The 18,645-nt window shown below is 59.1% G+C and carries 18 protein-coding genes; 6 read left to right on the top strand and 12 right to left on the bottom strand.

The window, feature by feature from the left end:
- Positions 1–94 precede the first annotated feature (94 nt).
- Positions 95–2,278, top strand: a complete 2,184-nt coding sequence (yccS, locus tag AC3WRD_RS03280; protein ID WP_102619733.1) for a YccS family putative transporter — start codon at positions 95–97, stop codon at positions 2,276–2,278.
- A gap of 6 nt (positions 2,279–2,284) precedes the next feature.
- On the opposite strand, the gene AC3WRD_RS03285 is transcribed toward yccS, so the two are convergent.
- Positions 2,285–3,022, bottom strand: a complete 738-nt coding sequence (locus AC3WRD_RS03285) for a substrate-binding periplasmic protein (RefSeq protein WP_102619732.1) — start codon at positions 3,020–3,022, stop codon at positions 2,285–2,287.
- 256 nt (positions 3,023–3,278) lie between these two features.
- On the opposite strand from AC3WRD_RS03285, the gene AC3WRD_RS03290 reads away from it, so the two are divergent.
- Entirely contained in the window at positions 3,279–3,731 is a 453-nt protein-coding gene (locus AC3WRD_RS03290) for a GNAT family N-acetyltransferase (RefSeq protein ID WP_011336314.1), read from the top strand.
- A 42-nt stretch (positions 3,732–3,773) separates the two neighbouring features.
- On the opposite strand, the gene AC3WRD_RS03295 is transcribed toward AC3WRD_RS03290, so the two are convergent.
- The 3 genes from AC3WRD_RS03295 to AC3WRD_RS03305 are packed head-to-tail and all read right to left on the bottom strand — an operon-like array spanning position 3,774 to position 6,751.
- Positions 3,774–4,070 carry a winged helix-turn-helix domain-containing protein gene (locus AC3WRD_RS03295; protein ID WP_007894945.1) on the bottom strand — a complete coding sequence of 99 codons (297 nt, stop codon included), beginning with the start codon at positions 4,068–4,070 and terminating at the stop codon, positions 3,774–3,776.
- Positions 4,071–4,094: 24 nt separating this feature from the next.
- On the bottom strand, positions 4,095–4,586 hold the full coding sequence (locus AC3WRD_RS03300; protein ID WP_096817726.1) for a YgjP-like metallopeptidase domain-containing protein: 492 nt from the start codon (positions 4,584–4,586) through the stop codon (positions 4,095–4,097).
- A gap of 41 nt (positions 4,587–4,627) precedes the next feature.
- Positions 4,628–6,751, bottom strand: coding sequence for a putative bifunctional diguanylate cyclase/phosphodiesterase (locus tag AC3WRD_RS03305; protein ID WP_102619731.1), 2,124 nt, complete (start codon positions 6,749–6,751; stop codon positions 4,628–4,630).
- A 333-nt stretch (positions 6,752–7,084) separates the two neighbouring features.
- On the opposite strand from AC3WRD_RS03305, the gene AC3WRD_RS03310 reads away from it, so the two are divergent.
- From AC3WRD_RS03310 to AC3WRD_RS03320, 3 genes are all read left to right on the top strand, one after another.
- Positions 7,085–7,753 (top strand): polysaccharide lyase family 7 protein, encoded by a 669-nt coding sequence (locus tag AC3WRD_RS03310; protein WP_102619730.1) that lies wholly within the window; start codon positions 7,085–7,087, stop codon positions 7,751–7,753.
- Positions 7,754–8,120: 367 nt separating this feature from the next.
- A complete protein-coding gene (locus tag AC3WRD_RS03315; RefSeq protein ID WP_102619729.1) occupies positions 8,121–8,477 on the top strand; it encodes a DUF6124 family protein in 357 nt (118 codons plus the stop codon).
- A gap of 431 nt (positions 8,478–8,908) precedes the next feature.
- Entirely contained in the window at positions 8,909–9,382 is a 474-nt protein-coding gene (locus AC3WRD_RS03320; protein WP_102619728.1) for a hypothetical protein, read from the top strand.
- Positions 9,383–9,477: 95 nt separating this feature from the next.
- Here the strand turns inward: AC3WRD_RS03320 and AC3WRD_RS03325 are convergent, their stop codons facing one another.
- The 8 genes from AC3WRD_RS03325 to tkt all read right to left on the bottom strand — a co-directional run bounded on the left by AC3WRD_RS03325 (position 9,478) and on the right by tkt (position 17,367).
- Complete coding sequence (locus tag AC3WRD_RS03325; RefSeq protein ID WP_102619727.1) at positions 9,478–10,749, bottom strand: type II toxin-antitoxin system HipA family toxin; 1,272 nt, start codon at positions 10,747–10,749, stop codon at positions 9,478–9,480.
- Entirely contained in the window at positions 10,742–10,993 is a 252-nt protein-coding gene (locus AC3WRD_RS03330) for a helix-turn-helix transcriptional regulator (protein ID WP_102619726.1), read from the bottom strand. Before AC3WRD_RS03330 ends, AC3WRD_RS03325 begins: the two co-directional genes overlap by 8 nt.
- A gap of 159 nt (positions 10,994–11,152) precedes the next feature.
- Complete coding sequence (fba, locus tag AC3WRD_RS03335) at positions 11,153–12,217, bottom strand: class II fructose-bisphosphate aldolase (RefSeq protein ID WP_007959708.1); 1,065 nt, start codon at positions 12,215–12,217, stop codon at positions 11,153–11,155.
- A 124-nt stretch (positions 12,218–12,341) separates the two neighbouring features.
- On the bottom strand, positions 12,342–12,674 hold the full coding sequence (locus AC3WRD_RS03340) for an MliC family protein (RefSeq protein WP_096817719.1): 333 nt from the start codon (positions 12,672–12,674) through the stop codon (positions 12,342–12,344).
- 57 nt (positions 12,675–12,731) lie between these two features.
- Complete coding sequence (locus AC3WRD_RS03345) at positions 12,732–12,953, bottom strand: hypothetical protein (RefSeq protein ID WP_085688661.1); 222 nt, start codon at positions 12,951–12,953, stop codon at positions 12,732–12,734.
- 34 nt (positions 12,954–12,987) lie between these two features.
- Positions 12,988–14,151, bottom strand: coding sequence for a phosphoglycerate kinase (locus tag AC3WRD_RS03350; protein WP_102619725.1), 1,164 nt, complete (start codon positions 14,149–14,151; stop codon positions 12,988–12,990).
- 12 nt (positions 14,152–14,163) lie between these two features.
- Positions 14,164–15,216: an erythrose-4-phosphate dehydrogenase gene (gene epd, locus AC3WRD_RS03355; protein WP_102619724.1), complete on the bottom strand. Its 1,053-nt coding sequence runs from the start codon at positions 15,214–15,216 to the stop codon at positions 14,164–14,166.
- A 153-nt stretch (positions 15,217–15,369) separates the two neighbouring features.
- Complete coding sequence (gene tkt, locus AC3WRD_RS03360) at positions 15,370–17,367, bottom strand: transketolase (protein WP_102619723.1); 1,998 nt, start codon at positions 17,365–17,367, stop codon at positions 15,370–15,372.
- Positions 17,368–17,638: 271 nt separating this feature from the next.
- Here tkt and AC3WRD_RS03365 point away from each other — a divergent pair, with 271 nt between their 5' ends.
- Positions 17,639–18,634: an ArsR/SmtB family transcription factor gene (locus AC3WRD_RS03365; protein ID WP_102619722.1), complete on the top strand. Its 996-nt coding sequence runs from the start codon at positions 17,639–17,641 to the stop codon at positions 18,632–18,634.
- The last annotated feature ends 11 nt before the right edge of the window (positions 18,635–18,645 follow it).

The raw sequence follows: 18,645 nt of genomic DNA on the forward strand, positions 1-18,645 counted from the left end.
AACACTTTTTGCTGTCAGATGTGATCGGCGCCATTGCGTCGGCGTCATTACTGGCTCAATTTAGCGGCATCGCCTCGGAAGGCCCTCGCACTTCATGTCCTCGACCTCGTTTCGTCAGTCTTTGCGGCGCCTGTGGGCGCTGGATAAATTCAGCTACAGCGTGCGGGTGTTCATCGCCCTGACCGGCAGCATGGCGCTGTGCTGGTATCAGGATGAAATGGGGCTGCTGATCCCGCTGTTCCTCGGGATCATCGCCAGCGCCCTGGCCGAGACCGACGACAGTTGGCAGGGCCGCCTCAACGCACTGGCGGTGACGCTGGTGTGTTTCAGCGTTGCGGCGCTGTCGGTGGAATTGCTGTTCCCCTACCCCATCGTGTTCGTCATCGCTCTGGCACTGGCCAGTTTCGGCCTGACCATGCTCGGGGCGCTCGGTGAGCGATATGGCGCGATCGCTTCGGCGACCCTGATTCTTTCCGTCTACACCATGATCGGCGTCGACCAGCGTGGTGGCGCGGTCACGGATTTCTGGCACGAGCCGATGCTGCTGGTGGCCGGCGCCGCGTGGTACGGCTTGCTGTCGGTGCTGTGGCAGGCGATGTTTTCCAACCAGCCGGTGCAGCAGAGTCTGGCGCGGCTGTTCCGTGAACTGGGTTATTACCTGAAGCTGAAATCCTCGCTGTTCGAGCCGATCCGTCAGATGGACGTCGAAGCGCGGCGGCTGGAACTGGCTCAACAAAACGGCCGCGTCGTTGCGGCACTGAACAGCGCCAAGGAAATCATCCTGCACCGGGTCGGCAACGGTCGCCCCGGCTCGAAAGTCAGCCGTTACCTGAAGCTGTACTTCCTTGCCCAGGACATTCACGAACGCGCCAGTTCTTCGCACTATCCCTACAACGCGCTGGCCGAAGCGTTTTTCCACAGCGACGTGCTGTTCCGCTGCCAGCGTCTGCTGCGCCAGCAAGGCAAGGCGTGCCGGGCGCTGGCCGAATCGATCCAGATGCGCCAGCCGTTCATCTACGACGCGACATTCGCCGAAGCCCTGAGTGACCTCCACGCCTCCCTCGAACACCTGCGCATCCAGAGCAACCCGGCCTGGCGTGGACTGTTGCGCTCGCTGCGGGCACTGGCGGCCAACCTCGGCACCCTCGACCGTCTGCTCAGCGACGCGAGCAACCCTGATGCCTTGGCCGATGCCACCGACAGCAGCCTGCTCGACCGCTCGCCGCGTAACTTCAAAGACGTATTGGTACGTCTGCGCACCCAACTGACACCGACGTCATTGCTGTTCCGCCACGCCCTGCGCCTGCCGCTGGCGTTGAGCATCGGTTACGGCATGGTGCATCTGATTCACCCGTCGCAAGGCTACTGGATCATCCTCACCACGCTGTTCGTCTGCCAGCCGAACTACGGTGCCACCCGACGCAAACTCGGCCAGCGGATTCTCGGCACCGCCATCGGCCTGACCATCGCCTGGGCGCTGTTCGATCTGTTCCCGAGCCCGCTGGTGCAGTCGTGCTTCGCCATCGCCGCCGGTGTGGTGTTCTTTACCAACCGCACCACCCGCTACACCGTGGCGACCGCCGCGATCACGATCATGGTGCTGTTCTGCTTCAACCAGGTCGGTGACGGTTACGGGCTGTTTGTGCCGCGCCTGTTCGATACCTTGCTCGGCAGCCTGATCGCAGGCCTGACGGTGATCCTGTTCCTGCCGGACTGGCAGGGTCGGCGCCTGAACAAAGTGCTGGCCAACACCCTGACCTGCAACAGCATCTACCTGCGCCAGATCATGCAGCAATACGCCGCCGGCAAGAGCGACGACCTCGCTTACCGCCTGGCCCGTCGCAACGCGCACAACGCCGACGCGGCGCTGTCGACCACGCTGGCAAACATGCTGATGGAGCCGGGGCATTTCCGGAAGGAAGCCGACGTTGGCTTCCGTTTCCTGGTGCTGTCGCACACGTTGCTCAGCTATCTGTCAGGCCTCGGCGCACACCGGGAAACCCAGCTGCCGGCCGAGGTCCGTGAGCATCTGATCGATGGCGCCGGGGTGAAACTGGCCACCAGCATCGACGAGATCGCCCAGGGCCTGGCGAGCAAACAGCCGATTGCGATTCAGAGCGATGAGGAAGAGGCGCTGGCCAATGAGCTTGAGCAGATGGCGGACGAGATCGACGAAGGCCAGCGACTGGTGCAAACGCAACTGGCACTGATCTGCCGCCAGCTCGGCCCTTTGCGGACGCTGGCGGCGCACTTGATCAAGGACACCGGCGAGGCTTGAGCCGCCTCACATGCCATGCTGCCTGAGCAACTTGTCATAGCTGCCGTCGGCCTTCATCGCCGCAATCGCCTTGTCGAACCCGGCCACGATCTGTTCGTGCTCCGGGTTTTTCAGGCTGACCAGAATGTGCAGACTGTTCTCGCTCAGCGGCTTGGGCAGGAACTCCACGGCGTTGCGCACTTTCGGTGATTCACGGGCCAGGTAATAGCGGGCGACGAATTCGTCTTCCAGGGTCAGCTTGACCCGATCCGCTGCCAGCATGCGCACGGCCATCGCGAAGTTATGCACAGGGACTTTCTGCAACGCCGTGTCGGCATCGAACGGTGCGGAATAGGCGTAGCCGCGCACCACCGCAATCGGATAGGTGTGCAGTTCCTGCAAGTTGTTGTATTCGATGGGCGTGTCTTTGCGCTTGAGAAAACGCACACGGTTGAGCAGGTATTCGTCGGAAAACTGCCCCAGTTTCGTACGCTCGTCGTTGTACCAGGCGTTGACCAGCACGTCGTAACGCCCCTCGCCAACCCCGAGCAGCGCCCGCGCCCACGGCACCTGTTCGTAATCGCTGGCATAGCCGGCCCGGGCCAGGGCCGTGCTGACAATGTCCGTGGCCAGCCCACCGTTGACCAGCGTGTCATCGGTAAACGGCGGCCAGACGTCGAAGACCAGACGCAATTTCTCCGCTGCAGCGCTTTGACCCAGCAACAGCAATCCGATCAAAGCAATAGCTCGATGCAATCGCGGCATGCTTGAAAATCCTTAGCGGGCGGGCCGCCCGGCGTGTTTTCAGTCAAAACCCCAAGGCCCCGTACCGGCGAATCCCAGGCCCTAACATTAGCTCATTGAAGCCGTTGCACAGCGCTTCTCTGCAGATTACACAAAGAAGTCGGCGGCGCGAGAAAGGAATGATGGCATTTTGGCCTTCGTCACAGATTATTGCGCCATACAGACATATTTCGACGGTGCGCTTAGTATCGGGCGACGTTGTTCAAGGAATCGGAAGATGACAATCGAGTGGGTCTGCAAACATCACAGCGATCTGGGACTGGAGCAGCTGTACGCCATTTTGAAATTGCGCTCGGAAGTGTTCGTGGTCGAACAGCGCTGCGCCTACCTGGACCCGGACGGTCAGGATCTGGATGGCGATACCTGCCACCTGATGGGCTGGGACGGTGATCAACTGGTGGCGTACCTGCGCCTGCTGGACCCGGAATCCCAGGGTGGCGACGTGGTGATCGGCCGCGTACTGACGGCACCGGCCGGACGTGGCAAAGGGCTGGGGCATGAAATGATGGAGCAGGCGCTGAAACAGGCCGAGAAGCGCTGGCCCGAGGTGCCGATCTATCTGTCGGCCCAGGCGCATTTGCAGGGGTATTACGGGCGGTACGGGTTTGTGGTGGCGGGTGAGGAATATCTGGAGGATGACATTCCACACATTGGCATGCGCAGGTCTTGAGATTCCCCCTTCGCGGGCTTGCCCGCGAAGGAACTGCATTGGTCAGGGATACTCGAGAACAGCCTTGATCTGCCGCAAATTCCGCTCGATCCACCCCCGATCAATCGCCCCCCACTCGCGAATCCGATAGCGCCCCGCATGATTGCGCGCGCCCTCTTCCTGTTCGAATTCGCAGACGATATCCAGATCCGCCAGCGCCGCGATGGTGTCCTGCGCCGTGCGCCGGGGCATGCCGGTGACTTCGGTCAGCGCCGGCACGCTGCTGGCCAGGCCGCTGTCGATCAGGTACGCCACGTACAAGCGCCGGTAGAAACTGCTCTTGGTCTTGCTCACGTCCATGCATGCACTCCGCTGTTTGATTTTTTATTGCATGTCTCGCCAGGTCAGATAGACCCGCAGGTCGAACTCGATCTGGTGATAGCCCGGCAGCATGTGATCACACAATTTGTAGAACGCCTTGTTGTGATCCGATTCCTTGAAGTGCGCCAGCTCGTGCACCACGATCATCTTCAGAAACTCCGGCGCGGCCTCCTTGAACAGCGAGGCGATGCGAATCTCTTTCTTGGCCTTGAGCTTGCCGCCCTGCACCCGAGAGACCGTGGTGTGCAGACCGAGGGCGCGGTGAGTCAGGTCTAGACGGTTGTCGAACAAGACCTTGTCGATGGCCGGGGCGTTACGCAGGTATTCCTGTTTCAAGTCCAACGCGTAGCCGTACAACGCCTTGTCGCTCTGCACATCGTGGCGGCCCGGATAGCGTTGGCTCAGGTAATCACCGAGGCGATCTTCGGCAATCAATTGGCGCACCTGATCCTGCAATTGCGCGGGATAGGCCTGGAGGTATTTCAACGCAGTCATGGGGCGGCACGGGTCATGAAAAGGCCGCCAGTGTAACGAATTCAACTGGCCAACGCGCTCCAGTCGAACGGCTCGGCAAAGCGCGTCGCGTCCTCGGCGACCAACGGCCGCGCCACCAGGAACCCTTGCACGTACTCGCAACCATGGGCTTGCAGCCATTGGTATTGCTCGACGGTTTCCACGCCTTCGGCAATCACCAGCAAGCCGTATTCCTTGCACAGTTCGATGACGCTGCGCACCAGCGAGGCGTCCCGCGATGAGTCCGGCAATCGGGCGATCAGGTGGCGATCGAGCTTGAGCGTATCCAGCTCCAGGTCGCGCAGATGCGACAGCGAACAGGACCCGGAACCGAAATCATCCAGCGCCACTCGTACCCCGAGATTGCGCAGCAACCGCAGCTGTTTGCGCGTTTCATCGGGATTGACCGTCAGCGCTTCCTCGGTGACTTCCACTTCCATCTGATGCGGCTGCAAACCATGGCGCTCCAGCACCTGACGCAATTCGGTCACCAGATTCGGCAGCCCGAACTGGGTATTGCTCAGGCTCACGCCGAGCACCAGATCCTTGGAAAACTCGGACTCCCAGGCCTTACGCTGCCCGGCGCCGCGATGATAGATCCAGCTGCCGAGTCGGCTGATCAGCGTCGCTTCCTCCAGCAGCGGCAGGAACAACCCCGGCGGCACGTCGCCGACGCTCGGATGCTGCCAGCGCAGCAACGCCTCGAAACCGCGAATCTTGCCGTCACCAATCGCCACCTGCGGCTGATACACCAGATTGAAATCACGGTTCTCGATGGCGTTGCGCACGCTCTCTTCCAGCATCAGTCGCGAGCGCGCGCGGCCGTTCATTTCGTGATCGTAGAAGCGATATTGCTGACGTCCGGCGCGCTTGGCTTCGTACATCGCGATGTCCGAAGCACGCATCAAACCATCGAGGTTGTTGCCGCAATCCGGATACGTGGCAATGCCGATGCTGGCGCCGAGGGCGATATCCATGCCTTCGATCTGCTGACAGATCGACACCCGTTCGATGAGCTTCTCGGCGATCTTCGCTGCCTGTTCGGGGAATTCCAGATCCAGCAGCGCAGTGAACTCGTCACCGCCCATCCGCGCCAGAATGTCGAACGGTCGCAAACATGCCTTCAATTGTTCGGAAACCCAGCGCAGCACCCGGTCGCCGGCATCGTGGCCAAGGGAATCATTGACCCGTTTGAAGCCGTCGAGATCGAGGTACATCAGCACCCAACTGCTGTCCGTGCGCTCGCCGCGCAGCAGCAGGTTTTCCACAGTCTGGTAGAAACCCCGGCGATTGAGCAGCCCGGTCAACGGATCGGTGACGGCTTGGAACTCCAGCTGCTGATGCAGATGGCGGACCACCGACATGTCCAGCACCGTCACCACCATCGCGTGTTGCTCGCTCGGCAACGGCGCGCAGGAGAGTGCCACTGGCACCTGCTGACCCGGCGCGGTACGCAGCAACGCATCGTGTAATCGCAGCGTCTCGCCACGTTTGTAACTGGCATAAAACTCGGAATCGGCCCACAGCGGAATGTGCGGTTTCTGCAGGTAATCGAGAAACTCCTGACCTTCCAGTTCCTTCACCGGCGCATTGAGCAACCGCGAAATCGCCGGGTTGGCGAAGCGAATCAGACCATCCTCGGCCAGCACCAAAATCCCTTCGGCCGCGTTATCCAGCACCGACGCATTGAAGGCCCGCGCCGACTCCAGATCCTGACTCAAGCGCTGCAACGCCCGGCGATTGCGCTGGTGCTCCAGCAACGCCTGGACTTTCGGTTTGAGAATCTGTGGATCGAAGGGTTTGAACAGGTAATCCACCGCACCGCTGGCGTAGCCCTTGATCACGGCGTCCTGGGACTGCTCGTTGGCGGTGAGGAAGATGATGGGGGTCAGGCGCGTGCGCTGACTGCCGCGCATCAGCCGCGCAACTTCGAAACCGTCCATGCCCGGCATCTGCACATCCAGCAGCACCAGGTCGATGTCGTGTTCAAGCAACAGGCTGAGGGCTTCGAAACCGGAAGCAGCGGTCATCACCTGCCAGTCCTGGCGCTGCAGCAACGCGCGCATGCTGATCAGATTTTCAGGGTAGTCATCAACGATCAAAAGGACTGAGCTGCCTTCACCTGGCGTGGGTTGCGCGCATTCCATGCTGCTTCTCTTGTCGGGACATCCAATCGGGACGCGGCCGGTTTCTCGTGAAAACCGTACAGTTACTGAGCCTTCACTCTAGTCCTGGATCCGAAAAAGCAGTAGCTGTCATCAGGCCATCATTTAACCAAACCGGTAAGAAGCCGACTAACGGTCATCGCTGCAGCCCCCGAAAACCGGGAAAGATGGCATTTCGACAGGATGTTGACGCCAATCATCCGCCAGACGGCCGTTAACAAAAAATCCCTCTACGCTTATAAAGGCCGCCCCCAAGAACCGCGAGCTAGAGCTTCTGGCACGCGCGTGCAGGAAAAATAGAGTGGAAGAACCGACATGATCGACCTCGCAACCTGGAACCTCAGCGTTCCCGTTGGCAGCCCGCCCTACACCGTCGAAACCTCCAAACTGGTGAACGGCTTCAAGGATCAGTACTTCCATTCCGACACCGGCACCCTGTTCTTCTGGTCCCCGGTGACCGGCTCGAAAACCGAAAACGCCATCTACCCACGCACCGAACTGCGCGAAACCTACAGCAACGGCACCCTGCGCAACTGGTATTACCCGGACGCCGACAACCTGCTGCGCGCGACCCTCTCGGTCAATAAAGTGCCCAGTTCCGGCAAGATCGTCATCGGCCAGATTCACGCCTATGAAAGTCAGAAACCGCTGGTGAAGCTTGAGTATCAGTACAAGACCAAACTTGAGTCCGGCAACCTGGTGATCAAAGTGCGGATGCACCCGGATGATGACGAAGGCCGGGTGATTACCTTGGCGACCGGGATCAAACTGGATCGCGAGTTCAATTACCTGATTCACCTGAGTCCAGGTGGCGCGCTGGGCGTGAGTGCGGCCGGGTATCAGTGGGACTCGCAGATCAGCGCGACGTGGCGCAACAAGCCGCTGTATTTCAAGGCGGGCGTATATGTGCAGGACAACACCGGGTACACCAGCGAGGGTGGGCAGGTCACGTTCAGCAAGCTGGATATCGATCACGATAAATAGCAGCCGACCTACCGTTTAAGGCTGCTGTTTAAGGGCTGTCTGCGAAACGTCCCGAAGCCTACAACGGCTTGCGTCGCTGCCTACCGGTACGCCAGAATCCGCCGGCTTGTGCGCCTGGAGGGCCATCGGTAACTTGATTCGGGTCACTGATTCGCAGTGATCGGGTTTAGTAGCCCGTGGTGTTTTTCAGCTACGTGCAACGCGCTGTCCATCAGACATTCCAGTCTGACTGTGATGGTGGCTGTGCGCAGGGCGCTTCGGCGCGCCGGTCAATGCTGAATACTCCCCGGTCTACTAACCTGCGCACAGCTGCCACCCTTCTTTTAGTAGGGAAGGACAAGCAGCTCCTTACAGGAGTTTTCAGCATATGTTCAAAGCTACGCCAAACCCGCCAGACACCGATCTGGCCTCCCCCTACGATTCCCTCGACCCCAAAAAACTCAACGAAGCCGCCGAACGCGCCCTCGACCACTACCTCTCCCCCGGCGCCCGCATCATGGCCACGGTCAACGAACCCGACCGCATGTACTTCGCCAACCCCGCCTACAACACCGAGTCCCTGCTGGCCAACGCCAGCGAAACCCTCGGCTCCGCCAGCGAAATGCTCAACAACTTCGCCGCGACTCTCCCTCCCACCGACCGCAAAACCGCGATAGGCATTGCGCAGTTGGTGATGCTTGGAGAACTCGCGGTGAATCAGGCGCTGGATCACGTCGAGCCATAAGTGTAATCGGCGACTGGCCGGAGCAACTCATCTACAACAAAACCCGCCACTGGCGGGTTTTACCAGCAAAAACGCAATTGGGCCCAATTGCTCACAAAACGAAAAGCTCCAGCCATCAAGCGCAATCAATAATTAAAAAAACAAGCGTACGTTGGTAACTAAATAGAATTACATAAATACCAAAAAAACATAAAAAACTGTCAGATCTTACAGTTGCTGAAAACCTTATAAACACAAACCATAGGCTCACATCCAGATGACAACTAAGAGTGGACAGATTTATTTATCTGCCGATCGCAAAAAAACATATAAGCATCTGTCAACTCTGAAAGATGCTTATATATACAGGAATCTAAATCCACCTACGGGACATTAAAAAATTTGCAAAACAACAAACTGATATTTTTCCGAATGATGACAGGAGAATGAAAATGAACAGCAAACTTTACGCAAATCAGGGCTGGCAAAACGTCGGCCGAACTCCCTCGGAAGGGCGCCTATTTGCTGACGGCATGTGGTGCTTCAATACCAGCGAACGCACGGCTCGCTCCTGCAACAGTAACGGTCAGGGTAATACCGGGAACTACTACATCATCAAAGTCGAAGGCGACAGAAGTTTCCCCTACTCCGGCCCCAATGCCAAATGCGGCCAGGCGTTGATCAGTATCGGTAACAACGGCAGCGTGGAATCACTGGAACGCAACAGTTATTTTCTGGGCGGCGAAGATTTGTGGATGCAAATCAACGACAACGATATCCAAAACAATGATGGGGCACTGGACCTGAGATTCGTGTCCAAAGTTGAGTCGGATGCTACCGGTCAGCGCTTGGAACCAAAAAACTCGTACGGCGACCCACTCGGCACTCAGTACGACGCGAACGGCCTCAAGCTCTCCGGACAATAAAAAGAGTAATAAAAAGGGACAGATTTATTTATCTGCTGTTCGATTAGATTAATCTGCCCCCCGCTTTACTTTAGTTTTAACTCAGACGACAGGTATCAAATACGCGTCGTGCCGACTGGCTTTCGCTTCATTCCTGAGCCGACGGAGTCATTCAGCGCCACTACCCGCCCCGCATCCCATTCCCGCTGCATATCCGCAAACAACTCGCCGCTCACTCGCGCCTGATGATTCGCCAACGCTTGAGTCATCGCCTCGGCAATACGCTCGATGATCAAGGCTGGCTTTTCAACTGAGCAATGCTTGCGACCGAACTCGATCAGTTGCTGGCGATCCGGGTAGGTTTTCACCTTGTTCATCTTGATGGCTAACGTGCGATCAACCAATGAACGGCCGGATTTAGGATTGTAGTTTTCGTAGACCGTTGTGGTGGTGACATCGAAAACGGGAGCCAATTGCACGGTTTCCAAAGCTTCTGGATGGGTATAAATCACGCCGAAGTTTTTCAGATGCGCATCTCCGTTTCGAACCATCACCGAAAGGCAGACCGAAGAAAAAAAGCGCTCCAACTCTCGAAGCGAATCACCATGCCGACAGACCTGGCCAATCACGGCCGCTAGTGTTTCGTAGCTCTGCGAATACTTGTAGTTGTCATGGGGATCCTTGTTGAGTCCCAACAGAACCGCCATGTCTTCGAACCCGAGGCGACCGGCCTCGGTCAGGTCAAAACGCTCCATCACAAACAAATCGCCGTTTTCGGACAGCCAGAACGGCGGTGTTTCCAACCCTGCGAGACGAGCCGCTTCCAGGCAGAGAAATTCGTTCTGAGCCAGATGTGCGTACTCATCCGCGCCTGATTTGACGATCAGATCGGAGCTGAGCATGGTTTTTCGATTGCCGGTGAGCTTGTCCAGGTCCGGAACCAGCACCTTGGGCTGTACACCTGAAATACCAGACTCGAAGTAGGTGTCGACGAGAAAGTCGAAAACGCCCTGAGATACATCGGCCGACAGGATCTCCTGCAATCCGACTTGCGCACGCACGGATACCGGAGTTTCTATCGGATTCTGGTAGGTGAGGCGTCCGATCTGGTTCCCGCCGATGACCGATAACAGGCGCATCTCATCGACTTGCATGTGCTTGGCCATCCGGCGCTTGATCTGATCCGCCAGAAACCCTTCAGGCACATTCATATCGAAGATCGGATGCAGCACGTTGCTCACCGAGGGCGTCGGATCATAGGGCATGACCAGAGAGACTTCCCTTGTTGCATCTGCGGTTTCATAAGCGAAGGAAAACTGCGATCCCCTGGACAACTCGCCGGAGAAGCCTTGCGGAGTGGTGACGTTGAGCCTTTTGACTTTACTCATCGTGCTCTACCAGATCGGCCAAGGATTTGAGATCAATGCGGTTATCGACAATTTCCAGTGCCATGCCCAGCGCTGACAACACCCTGAACGCGGTGTAGAGCGCGACATTCTCGCCGGCCTCAAGGTCAATGATGGTTTTGCGGCTGCATTTGGCTCTGTGGGCCAATATCGCTTGGCTATAGCCTTTGGCCCGACGCAATTGCCGAATTCTTTCACCGAAAACAGCGGGATTGGGGAGCAGCATAAATGTCACCCATATGGTACTTTTTAAAATATAGAATCGATTATGTCCGTTATGGGTTACATTTCAAGCGCCTTACGTCAGTCGACTGCTTGATAAAACTCCAGGCAAAAAAAACCCGCCTCACGGCGGGTTTCTTTGAAATCAGCTAAACACCCAGTCTCAATTGACCTTGGCGTTCAACTCACCCTTCAGATAACGCTGATACATGCTTTCCAGCGAGATCGGCTTGATCTTCGAAGCGTTGCCGGCAGTACCGAAAGCTTCGTAACGAGCGATACATACATCGCGCATTGCCTTGACGGTTTCGCCGAAGAATTTACGCGGGTCGAATTCGCTCGGGTTGGTGGCCATCAGGCGACGCATGGCGCCGGTGGATGCCAGGCGCAGGTCGGTGTCGATGTTGACCTTGCGCACGCCGTGCTTGATGCCTTCGACGATTTCTTCAACCGGTACGCCGTAGGTTTCTTTGATGTCGCCGCCGTACTGGTTGATGATCGCCAGCCACTCTTGTGGAACCGACGAGGAACCGTGCATCACCAGGTGGGTGTTCGGGATGCGCTTGTGGATTTCCTTGATGCGGTCGATCGCCAGCACGTCACCGGTAGGTGGCTTGGTGAACTTGTAGGCGCCGTGGCTGGTGCCGATGGCGATGGCCAGGGCATCAACTTGGGTTTTCTTGACGAAGTCAGCGGCTTCTTCCGGGTCGGTCAGCATCTGGCTGTGATCCAGAACGCCTTCTGCGCCGATGCCGTCTTCTTCACCGGCCATGCCGGTTTCCAGCGAACCCAGGCAGCCCAGCTCGCCTTCAACCGAAACGCCGCAGGCGTGAGCCATGGCCACGGTTTGTTGGGTGACGCGGACGTTGTATTCGTAGTCGGTCGGCGTCTTGCCGTCTTCGCCGAGGGAGCCGTCCATCATTACCGAGCTGAAGCCCAGCTGGATCGAGCGCTGGCAGACGTCAGGGCTGGTGCCGTGGTCCTGGTGCATGCACACCGGGATATGCGGGAACTCTTCGATCGCGGCCAGGATCAGGTGACGCAGGAACGGCGCGCCGGCGTATTTGCGAGCGCCGGCCGAAGCCTGAACGATCACCGGGGAGTCAGTCTTGTCAGCGGCTTCCATGATGGCGCGCATCTGCTCAAGGTTGTTGACGTTGAAGGCTGGAACGCCGTAGCCGAATTCGGCTGCGTGGTCCAGCATCTGGCGCATGCTGATAAGTGCCATTGTGTGTGTCTCTCCCGGTTTGGGTCGTTAATCGTGCCAGCCTGCCGGAGCGGCGGCGGCTATTCAAGTGATTGCGGATCGGGGGTCGGCCCCGGCCCGGTGATTCGGTGCAGCAAATTCTGTTTTATTCGGCTTTGCAGCCCCGGCCGATCAAATCATTGGTAGCGACCCAGTAGACCAGGCCTTCATTACCTTTGATGTGAAACGCCAGCATGTCGTCGCTGTACAGCGCGCCCGAGGCGCCCGGCTCTTCTTTCAGGCGATAGACCTGATCGCCACCACCCAGCCGCACATCGACTGCCTTCTGGCCGGCATCGGTGAAGCGCCACAGCACCTTGGCCTGGCTGTCGCAGGTCCAGGTGGTCCAGTTATCCACAGGGGCGGATGACTGGAACGGGTTCCACTGCGCGCAACCACCCAACAATCCCAATGCCGCAACGGCGATCAAGCCTTTCATCCGTGTTCCTCGACCGGCAGCACACGCCACCGGCCCTGAGTTAAAGAGTCAGACCGGTCAAGGACAACCATGTTCCTTGGCCGGGGTTTGCGTCTCGTATTTGTCCAGGCCTTCCGGACCCGAGCGCTTGTTCAGCACCGGGTTGGTTTCGGCCTGCCAGTCGGCCTGGTAGCAGCCTTTCTGTGCCTCGCCGGGTGCCGGCTCCGGCGCAGCCTTCGGGTTACTTCCGCAGGCTGCCAATGTACCGGTCAGCAGCAACAGCGCTAACGACTTGACCATCTGAACACTCCTTTGCCTGGCCAAACGGGCGGCCTCAGGCCTTGGCCCGGCTTTCCAGGACTTCAACGGCCGGCAGCACCTTGCCTTCGACGAATTCGAGGAACGCGCCACCGCCGGTGGAAATGTAGGAGATCTTTTCCGCCACGCCATATTTATCGATGGCCGCCAGGGTGTCGCCACCACCGGCAATCGAGAACGCAGCGCTGTCGGCGATGGCCTGGGCCAGCACTTTGGTGCCGTTGCCGAACTGGTCGAATTCGAACACGCCGACCGGGCCGTTCCACAGGATGGTTTTCGACGACTTCAGCAGTTCGGCGAAGTTGGCGGCAGTTTGCGGGCCGATGTCGAGGATCATGTCGTCGGCAGCCACGTCAGCGATCAGTTTCACGGTCGCTTCGGCGCTTTCAGCGAATTCCTTGGCAACCACAACATCAACCGGCAGCGGCACGCTGACCTTGGCGGCGATGGCGCGAGCGGTGTCCAGCAGGTCCGGCTCGTACAGCGACTTGCCGACCGGGTGACCGGCAGCGGCGAGGAAGGTGTTGGCGATGCCGCCGCCGACGATCAGTTGATCGCAGATCTGGCTCAGGCTGTTCAGCACATCGAGTTTGGTCGAGACCTTGGAACCGGCAACGATGGCAGCCATTGGCTTGGCCGGCGCGCCCAGGGCTTTGCCCAGCGCGTCGAGTTCAGCGGCCAGCAGCGGGCCGGCAGCGGCGACTTTGGCGAACTTGGCAACGCCGTGGGTCGAGCCTTCGGCGCGGTGAGCGGTGCCGAAAGCGTCCATCACGAACACGTCGCACAGGGCGGCGTATTGCTGGGCCAGTTCGTCGGCGTTCTTTTTCTCGCCCTTGTTGAAGCGCACGTTTTCGAACAGCACGATGTCGCCGGCCTTGACGTCAACGCCGCCCAGGTAATCGGCCACCAGCGGCACTTCGCGGCCCAGGGCCTTGCTCAGGTAGTCGGCGACGGGCTTGAGGCTGTTCTCGGCGGAGAACTCGCCTTCGGTCGGACGACCCAGGTGCGAGCAGACCATCACGGCCGCGCCTTTTTCCAGGGCCAGCTTGATGGTCGGCAGCGAAGCCAGGATACGCGCATCGCTGGTGACAACACCGTCCTTGACTGGGACGTTGAGGTCTTCGCGGATCAATACGCGCTTACCTTGCAGATCGAGGTCGGACATCTTCAACACGGTCATGGGTCGCACTTCCTACGGTTTTTTTGAAGTCGCTGTTTGCAGATAGTGTTCTGCAACATCCAGCATTCGGTTGGCAAAACCCCATTCGTTGTCGAACCAGGCCAGGATGTTCACCAGCCGAGGGCCGGAAACGCGGGTCTGACTGGCATCGACGATGGCCGAATGTGGGTCATGGTTGAAATCACAACTTGCGTGAGGCAATTCGGTGTAGGCCAGCAGACCTTTGAGCGGGCCGCTGGTGGCGGCGTCGCGCAGGATCCGGTTGACCTCGCCGGCGTCGGTGTCGCTCGCGGTCTGCATCGTGATGTCGAGGCAGGACACGTTGACCGTCGGCACGCGTACGGCTTTGGCCTGAATTCGCCCGGCAAGTTCCGGCAGCAGACGCTCGATACCGCGCGCCAGACCAGTGGACACCGGGATCACCGACTGGAACGCCGAACGGGTGCGGCGCAGGTCTTCGTGGTGATAGGCGTCGATCACCGGCTGATCGTTCATCGCCGAGTGAATCGTGGTGATCGACACGTAATCCAGGCCGACCGCCTGATCCAGCAGACGCAACAGCGGCACGCCGCAATTGGTGGTGCAGGAGGCGTTGGACACCAGCAGTTCGTCACCGGTCAGGCAATCCTGATTGACGCCGTAGACGATGGTGGCGTCGACATCCGCCTCGCTGGCCATCGGCTGCGAGAACAGCACCCGTGGCGCGCCGGCGTCGAGGAAACGCTGGCCGTCTTCGCGGGTGTGGTAGGCGCCGGAGCATTCGAGCACCAGATCGACGCCAAGCGACGCCCAATCGATGCCTTCGGGGGTGACACTGCGCAGGACCTTCACGCAGTTGCCATTGATATGCAGACAATCGCCGTCGACCTTCACTTCACCGGGAAACCGGCCGTGGGTGGAGTCGAAGCGTGTCAGGTATTCGATGCTGGCCATGTCGGCCAGATCGTTGATCGCGACAATTTCAAACCCGGCCTTCTCGCCTCGCTCGAACAACGCACGCAAGACGCAACGACCAATCCGGCCGTAGCCGTTGAGTGCAACTTTGTAGGGACGCGGTTGAGGCATGGGGTTCTCGATAGTATTCGCTAACAACACAACCCTATGCAGGAGCTGCCGAAGGCTGCGTTCTTTTGATCCTGTTTTTAAGATCAAAAGAACGCAGCCTTCGGCAGCTCCTACAGGGGAACGCGGTGGCCAGGGCCACCGCATTCGTACTGCTTAGTCTTCCAGCAGCTCTTCAGCCTGACCCAGGATGTTTTCCAGGGTGAAGCCGAACTCTTCGAACAGGGCCGGAGCCGGAGCCGATTCGCCGTAGGTGGTCATGCCGATCACGCGACCTTCCAGACCCACGTACTTGAACCAGAAGTCGGCGTGAGCCGCTTCGATCGCGATACGCGCACCAACCTGCAACGGCAGGACCGATTGCTTGTAGCTGGCGTCCTGAGCGTCGAACAGGCTGGTGCAAGGCATCGAAACAACACGCACCTTGCGGCCCTGCTCGGTCAGTTTGTCGAAGGCCTGAACGGCCAGGCCGACTTCCGAACCGGTGGCGATCAGGATCAGCTCAGGCTCGCCTGCGCAGTCCTTCAGCACGTAACCACCACGGCTGATGTCGGCGATCTGGCCGGCATCACGGGTCTGGTGCTGCAGGTTCTGACGCGAGAAGATCAGCGCCGACGGGCCGTCCTTGCGCTCCAGGGCGTTTTTCCAGGCCACTGCCGATTCAACGGCATCGGCTGGACGCCAGGTGTCGAGGTTCGGCGTGCTGCGCAGGCTGGTCAGTTGCTCGATCGGCTGGTGCGTCGGGCCGTCTTCGCCCAGACCGATGGAGTCGTGGGTGTAGACGTGGATCACACGCTGCTTCATCAGTGCGGACATGCGCACCGCGTTGCGGGCGTATTCCATGAACATCAGGAAGGTCGCGCCGTAAGGCACCAGGCCGCCGTGCAGGGCAACGCCGTTCATGATCGCGGTCATGCCGAATTCGCGCACGCCGTAGTACATGTAGTTGCCGCTGGCGTCTTCGGCGCTGACGCCTTTGCAGCCTTTCCACAGCGTCAGGTTGGAACCGGCCAGGTCAGCCGAACCGCCCAGCACTTCCGGCAGCAGAGGGCCGAACGCGTTCAGGGCATTCTGGCTGGCTTTACGGCTGGCGATGGTTTCGCCCTTGGCCGCGACTTCAGCGATGTAGGCCGAAGCCTTCTCGGAGAAATCAGCCGGCAGCTCGCCGCTCAGACGACGGATCAGTTCGTTGGCTTCGGTCGGGAACGCGGCGGAGTAGGCAGCGAAACGCTGGTCCCACTCGGACTCGACGGCGCGGCCCTTTTCCTTGGCATCCCACTCGGCGTAGATGTCGGCCGGGATTTCGAACGGGCCGTGATTCCAGTTCAGCGCCTGACGGGTCAGGGCGATTTCCGCGTCACCCAGCGGGGCGCCGTGGCAGTCTTCCTTGCCTTGCTTGTTCGGCGAACCGAAACCGATGGTGGTCTTGCAGCAGATCAGGGTCGGCAGCGGGCTCTTGCGAGCGGTGTCGATGGCAGTCTTGATCTCTTCCGGATCGTGACCGTCGACGTTGCGGATCACCTGCCAGTTGTAGGCTTCGAAACGCTTCGGCGTGTCGTCGGTGAACCAGCCTTCGACTTCGCCGTCGATGGAGATGCCGTTGTCATCGTAGAAGGCGATCAGCTTGCCCAGACCCAGCGTACCGGCCAGGGAAGCGACTTCGTGGGAAATGCCTTCCATCATGCAGCCATCACCCAGGAACACGTAGGTGTGGTGGTCGACGATGTTGTGGCCAGGACGGTTGAACTGCGCGCCCAGTACCTTTTCAGCCAGAGCGAAGCCCACGGCGTTGGCCAGACCCTGACCCAGCGGGCCGGTGGTGGTTTCAACGCCCGGGGTGTAACCGAATTCCGGGTGGCCCGGGGTGCGGCTGTGCAATTGACGGAACTGTTTCAGGTCGTCGATCGACAGGTCGTAACCGGTCAGGTGCAGCAGCGAGTAGATCAACATCGAGCCGTGGCCGTTGGACAGCACGAAGCGGTCACGGTCAGCGAACGATGGATTGCTCGGGTTGTGCTTGAGGTAGTCGCGCCAAAGCACTTCGGCGATATCTGCCATACCCATAGGGGCACCGGGATGGCCGCTGTTGGCTTTTTGCACGGCATCCATGCTGAGGGCACGAATGGCGTTGGCACGCTCACGACGGCTAGGCATCGCTGATCTCCTGGGTTTGAATAGATTGAAACGGAAAAAAGGAGGGCATTTTCCCTCACCCGAGCGCCTCGGGGCAATGACAGATAGTCATCCGGAGACGTTTTTCCCATGGATAACATCGGTTTCGGCTGGTGAAACCTTTCCGCTGTTCGTCTGTAGAGTTAACCGGTCAGTGAGAAGTGCAATAAAAAGCGCCATCCATCGAGCAATATCAAAACTTTTTGATATTGACCTTGCGGTGTTTTCCGGCCGTCTCTAGACTGCTGGCCCTATGAACTTACGCGTGCCTTCCATTCGCCATGACGATTGCGACGAGCTGGCGGCCCTGTGCAAGGCCGGCGGCGATCCGCTGCGGCTGAATGTATTGCGCGCCCTGGCCAACGATTCGTTCGGCGTTCTGGAACTGGCGCAGATCTTCGATATCGGCCAGTCCGGCATGAGCCATCACCTTAAAGTGTTGGCACAGGCGGATCTGGTGGCGACTCGCCGTGAAGGCAATGCGGTTTTCTATCGCCGCGCCCTGCCCCACACCGAGTTGCTGGGCGGCAAGTTGCACGCGGCGTTGTTAGAAGAAGTCGACAATCTGGCGCTGCCGGCCGACGTGGAAACGCGGATCGCACAGGTACATGGGCAGCGTGCTGCCAACAGCCAGGATTTTTTCTCACGGGTCGCAGAGAAATTCCGCGCCCAGCAGGATTTGATTGCCGGCCTGCCGCAGTACCGTGAAAGCGTGCTGGCCCTGCTCGACAAACTGAATTTCGATGGTGCAGCCTCGGCCATCGAAGTCGGCCCCGGCGATGGTGCTTTCCTGCCGGAACTGGCCCGTCGTTTCGGCACCGTAACCGCACTGGACAACAGCGCGGCGATGCTCGAACTGGCCCGCCAGGTATGTGAACGTGAAAAGCTGGCTAACGTCAGCCTGCAATTGGCCGATGCATTGAATGGCGTGAGCCTTCAGGCCGATTGCGTGGTGTTGAACATGGTGTTGCACCATTTCGCCGCGCCGGCCGAAGCGCTCAAGCACATGGCCAGCCTGCTGCAACCGGGCGGTAGCCTGCTCGTGACAGAGTTATGTAGCCACAACCAGAGTTGGGCCAGGGAGGCCTGCGGTGATCTGTGGTTGGGGTTTGAACAGGACGATCTGGCCCGTTGGGCCACCGCTGCGGGACTCGTTCCCGGGGACAGCCTCTATGTAGGCTTACGTAATGGTTTCCAGATTCAGGTCCGCCATTTTCAGCGACCGACTGGCGACACTCACCATCGGTAAATTCAGGAAAA

Source organism: Pseudomonas sp. FW215-R2 (assembly GCF_058789255.1).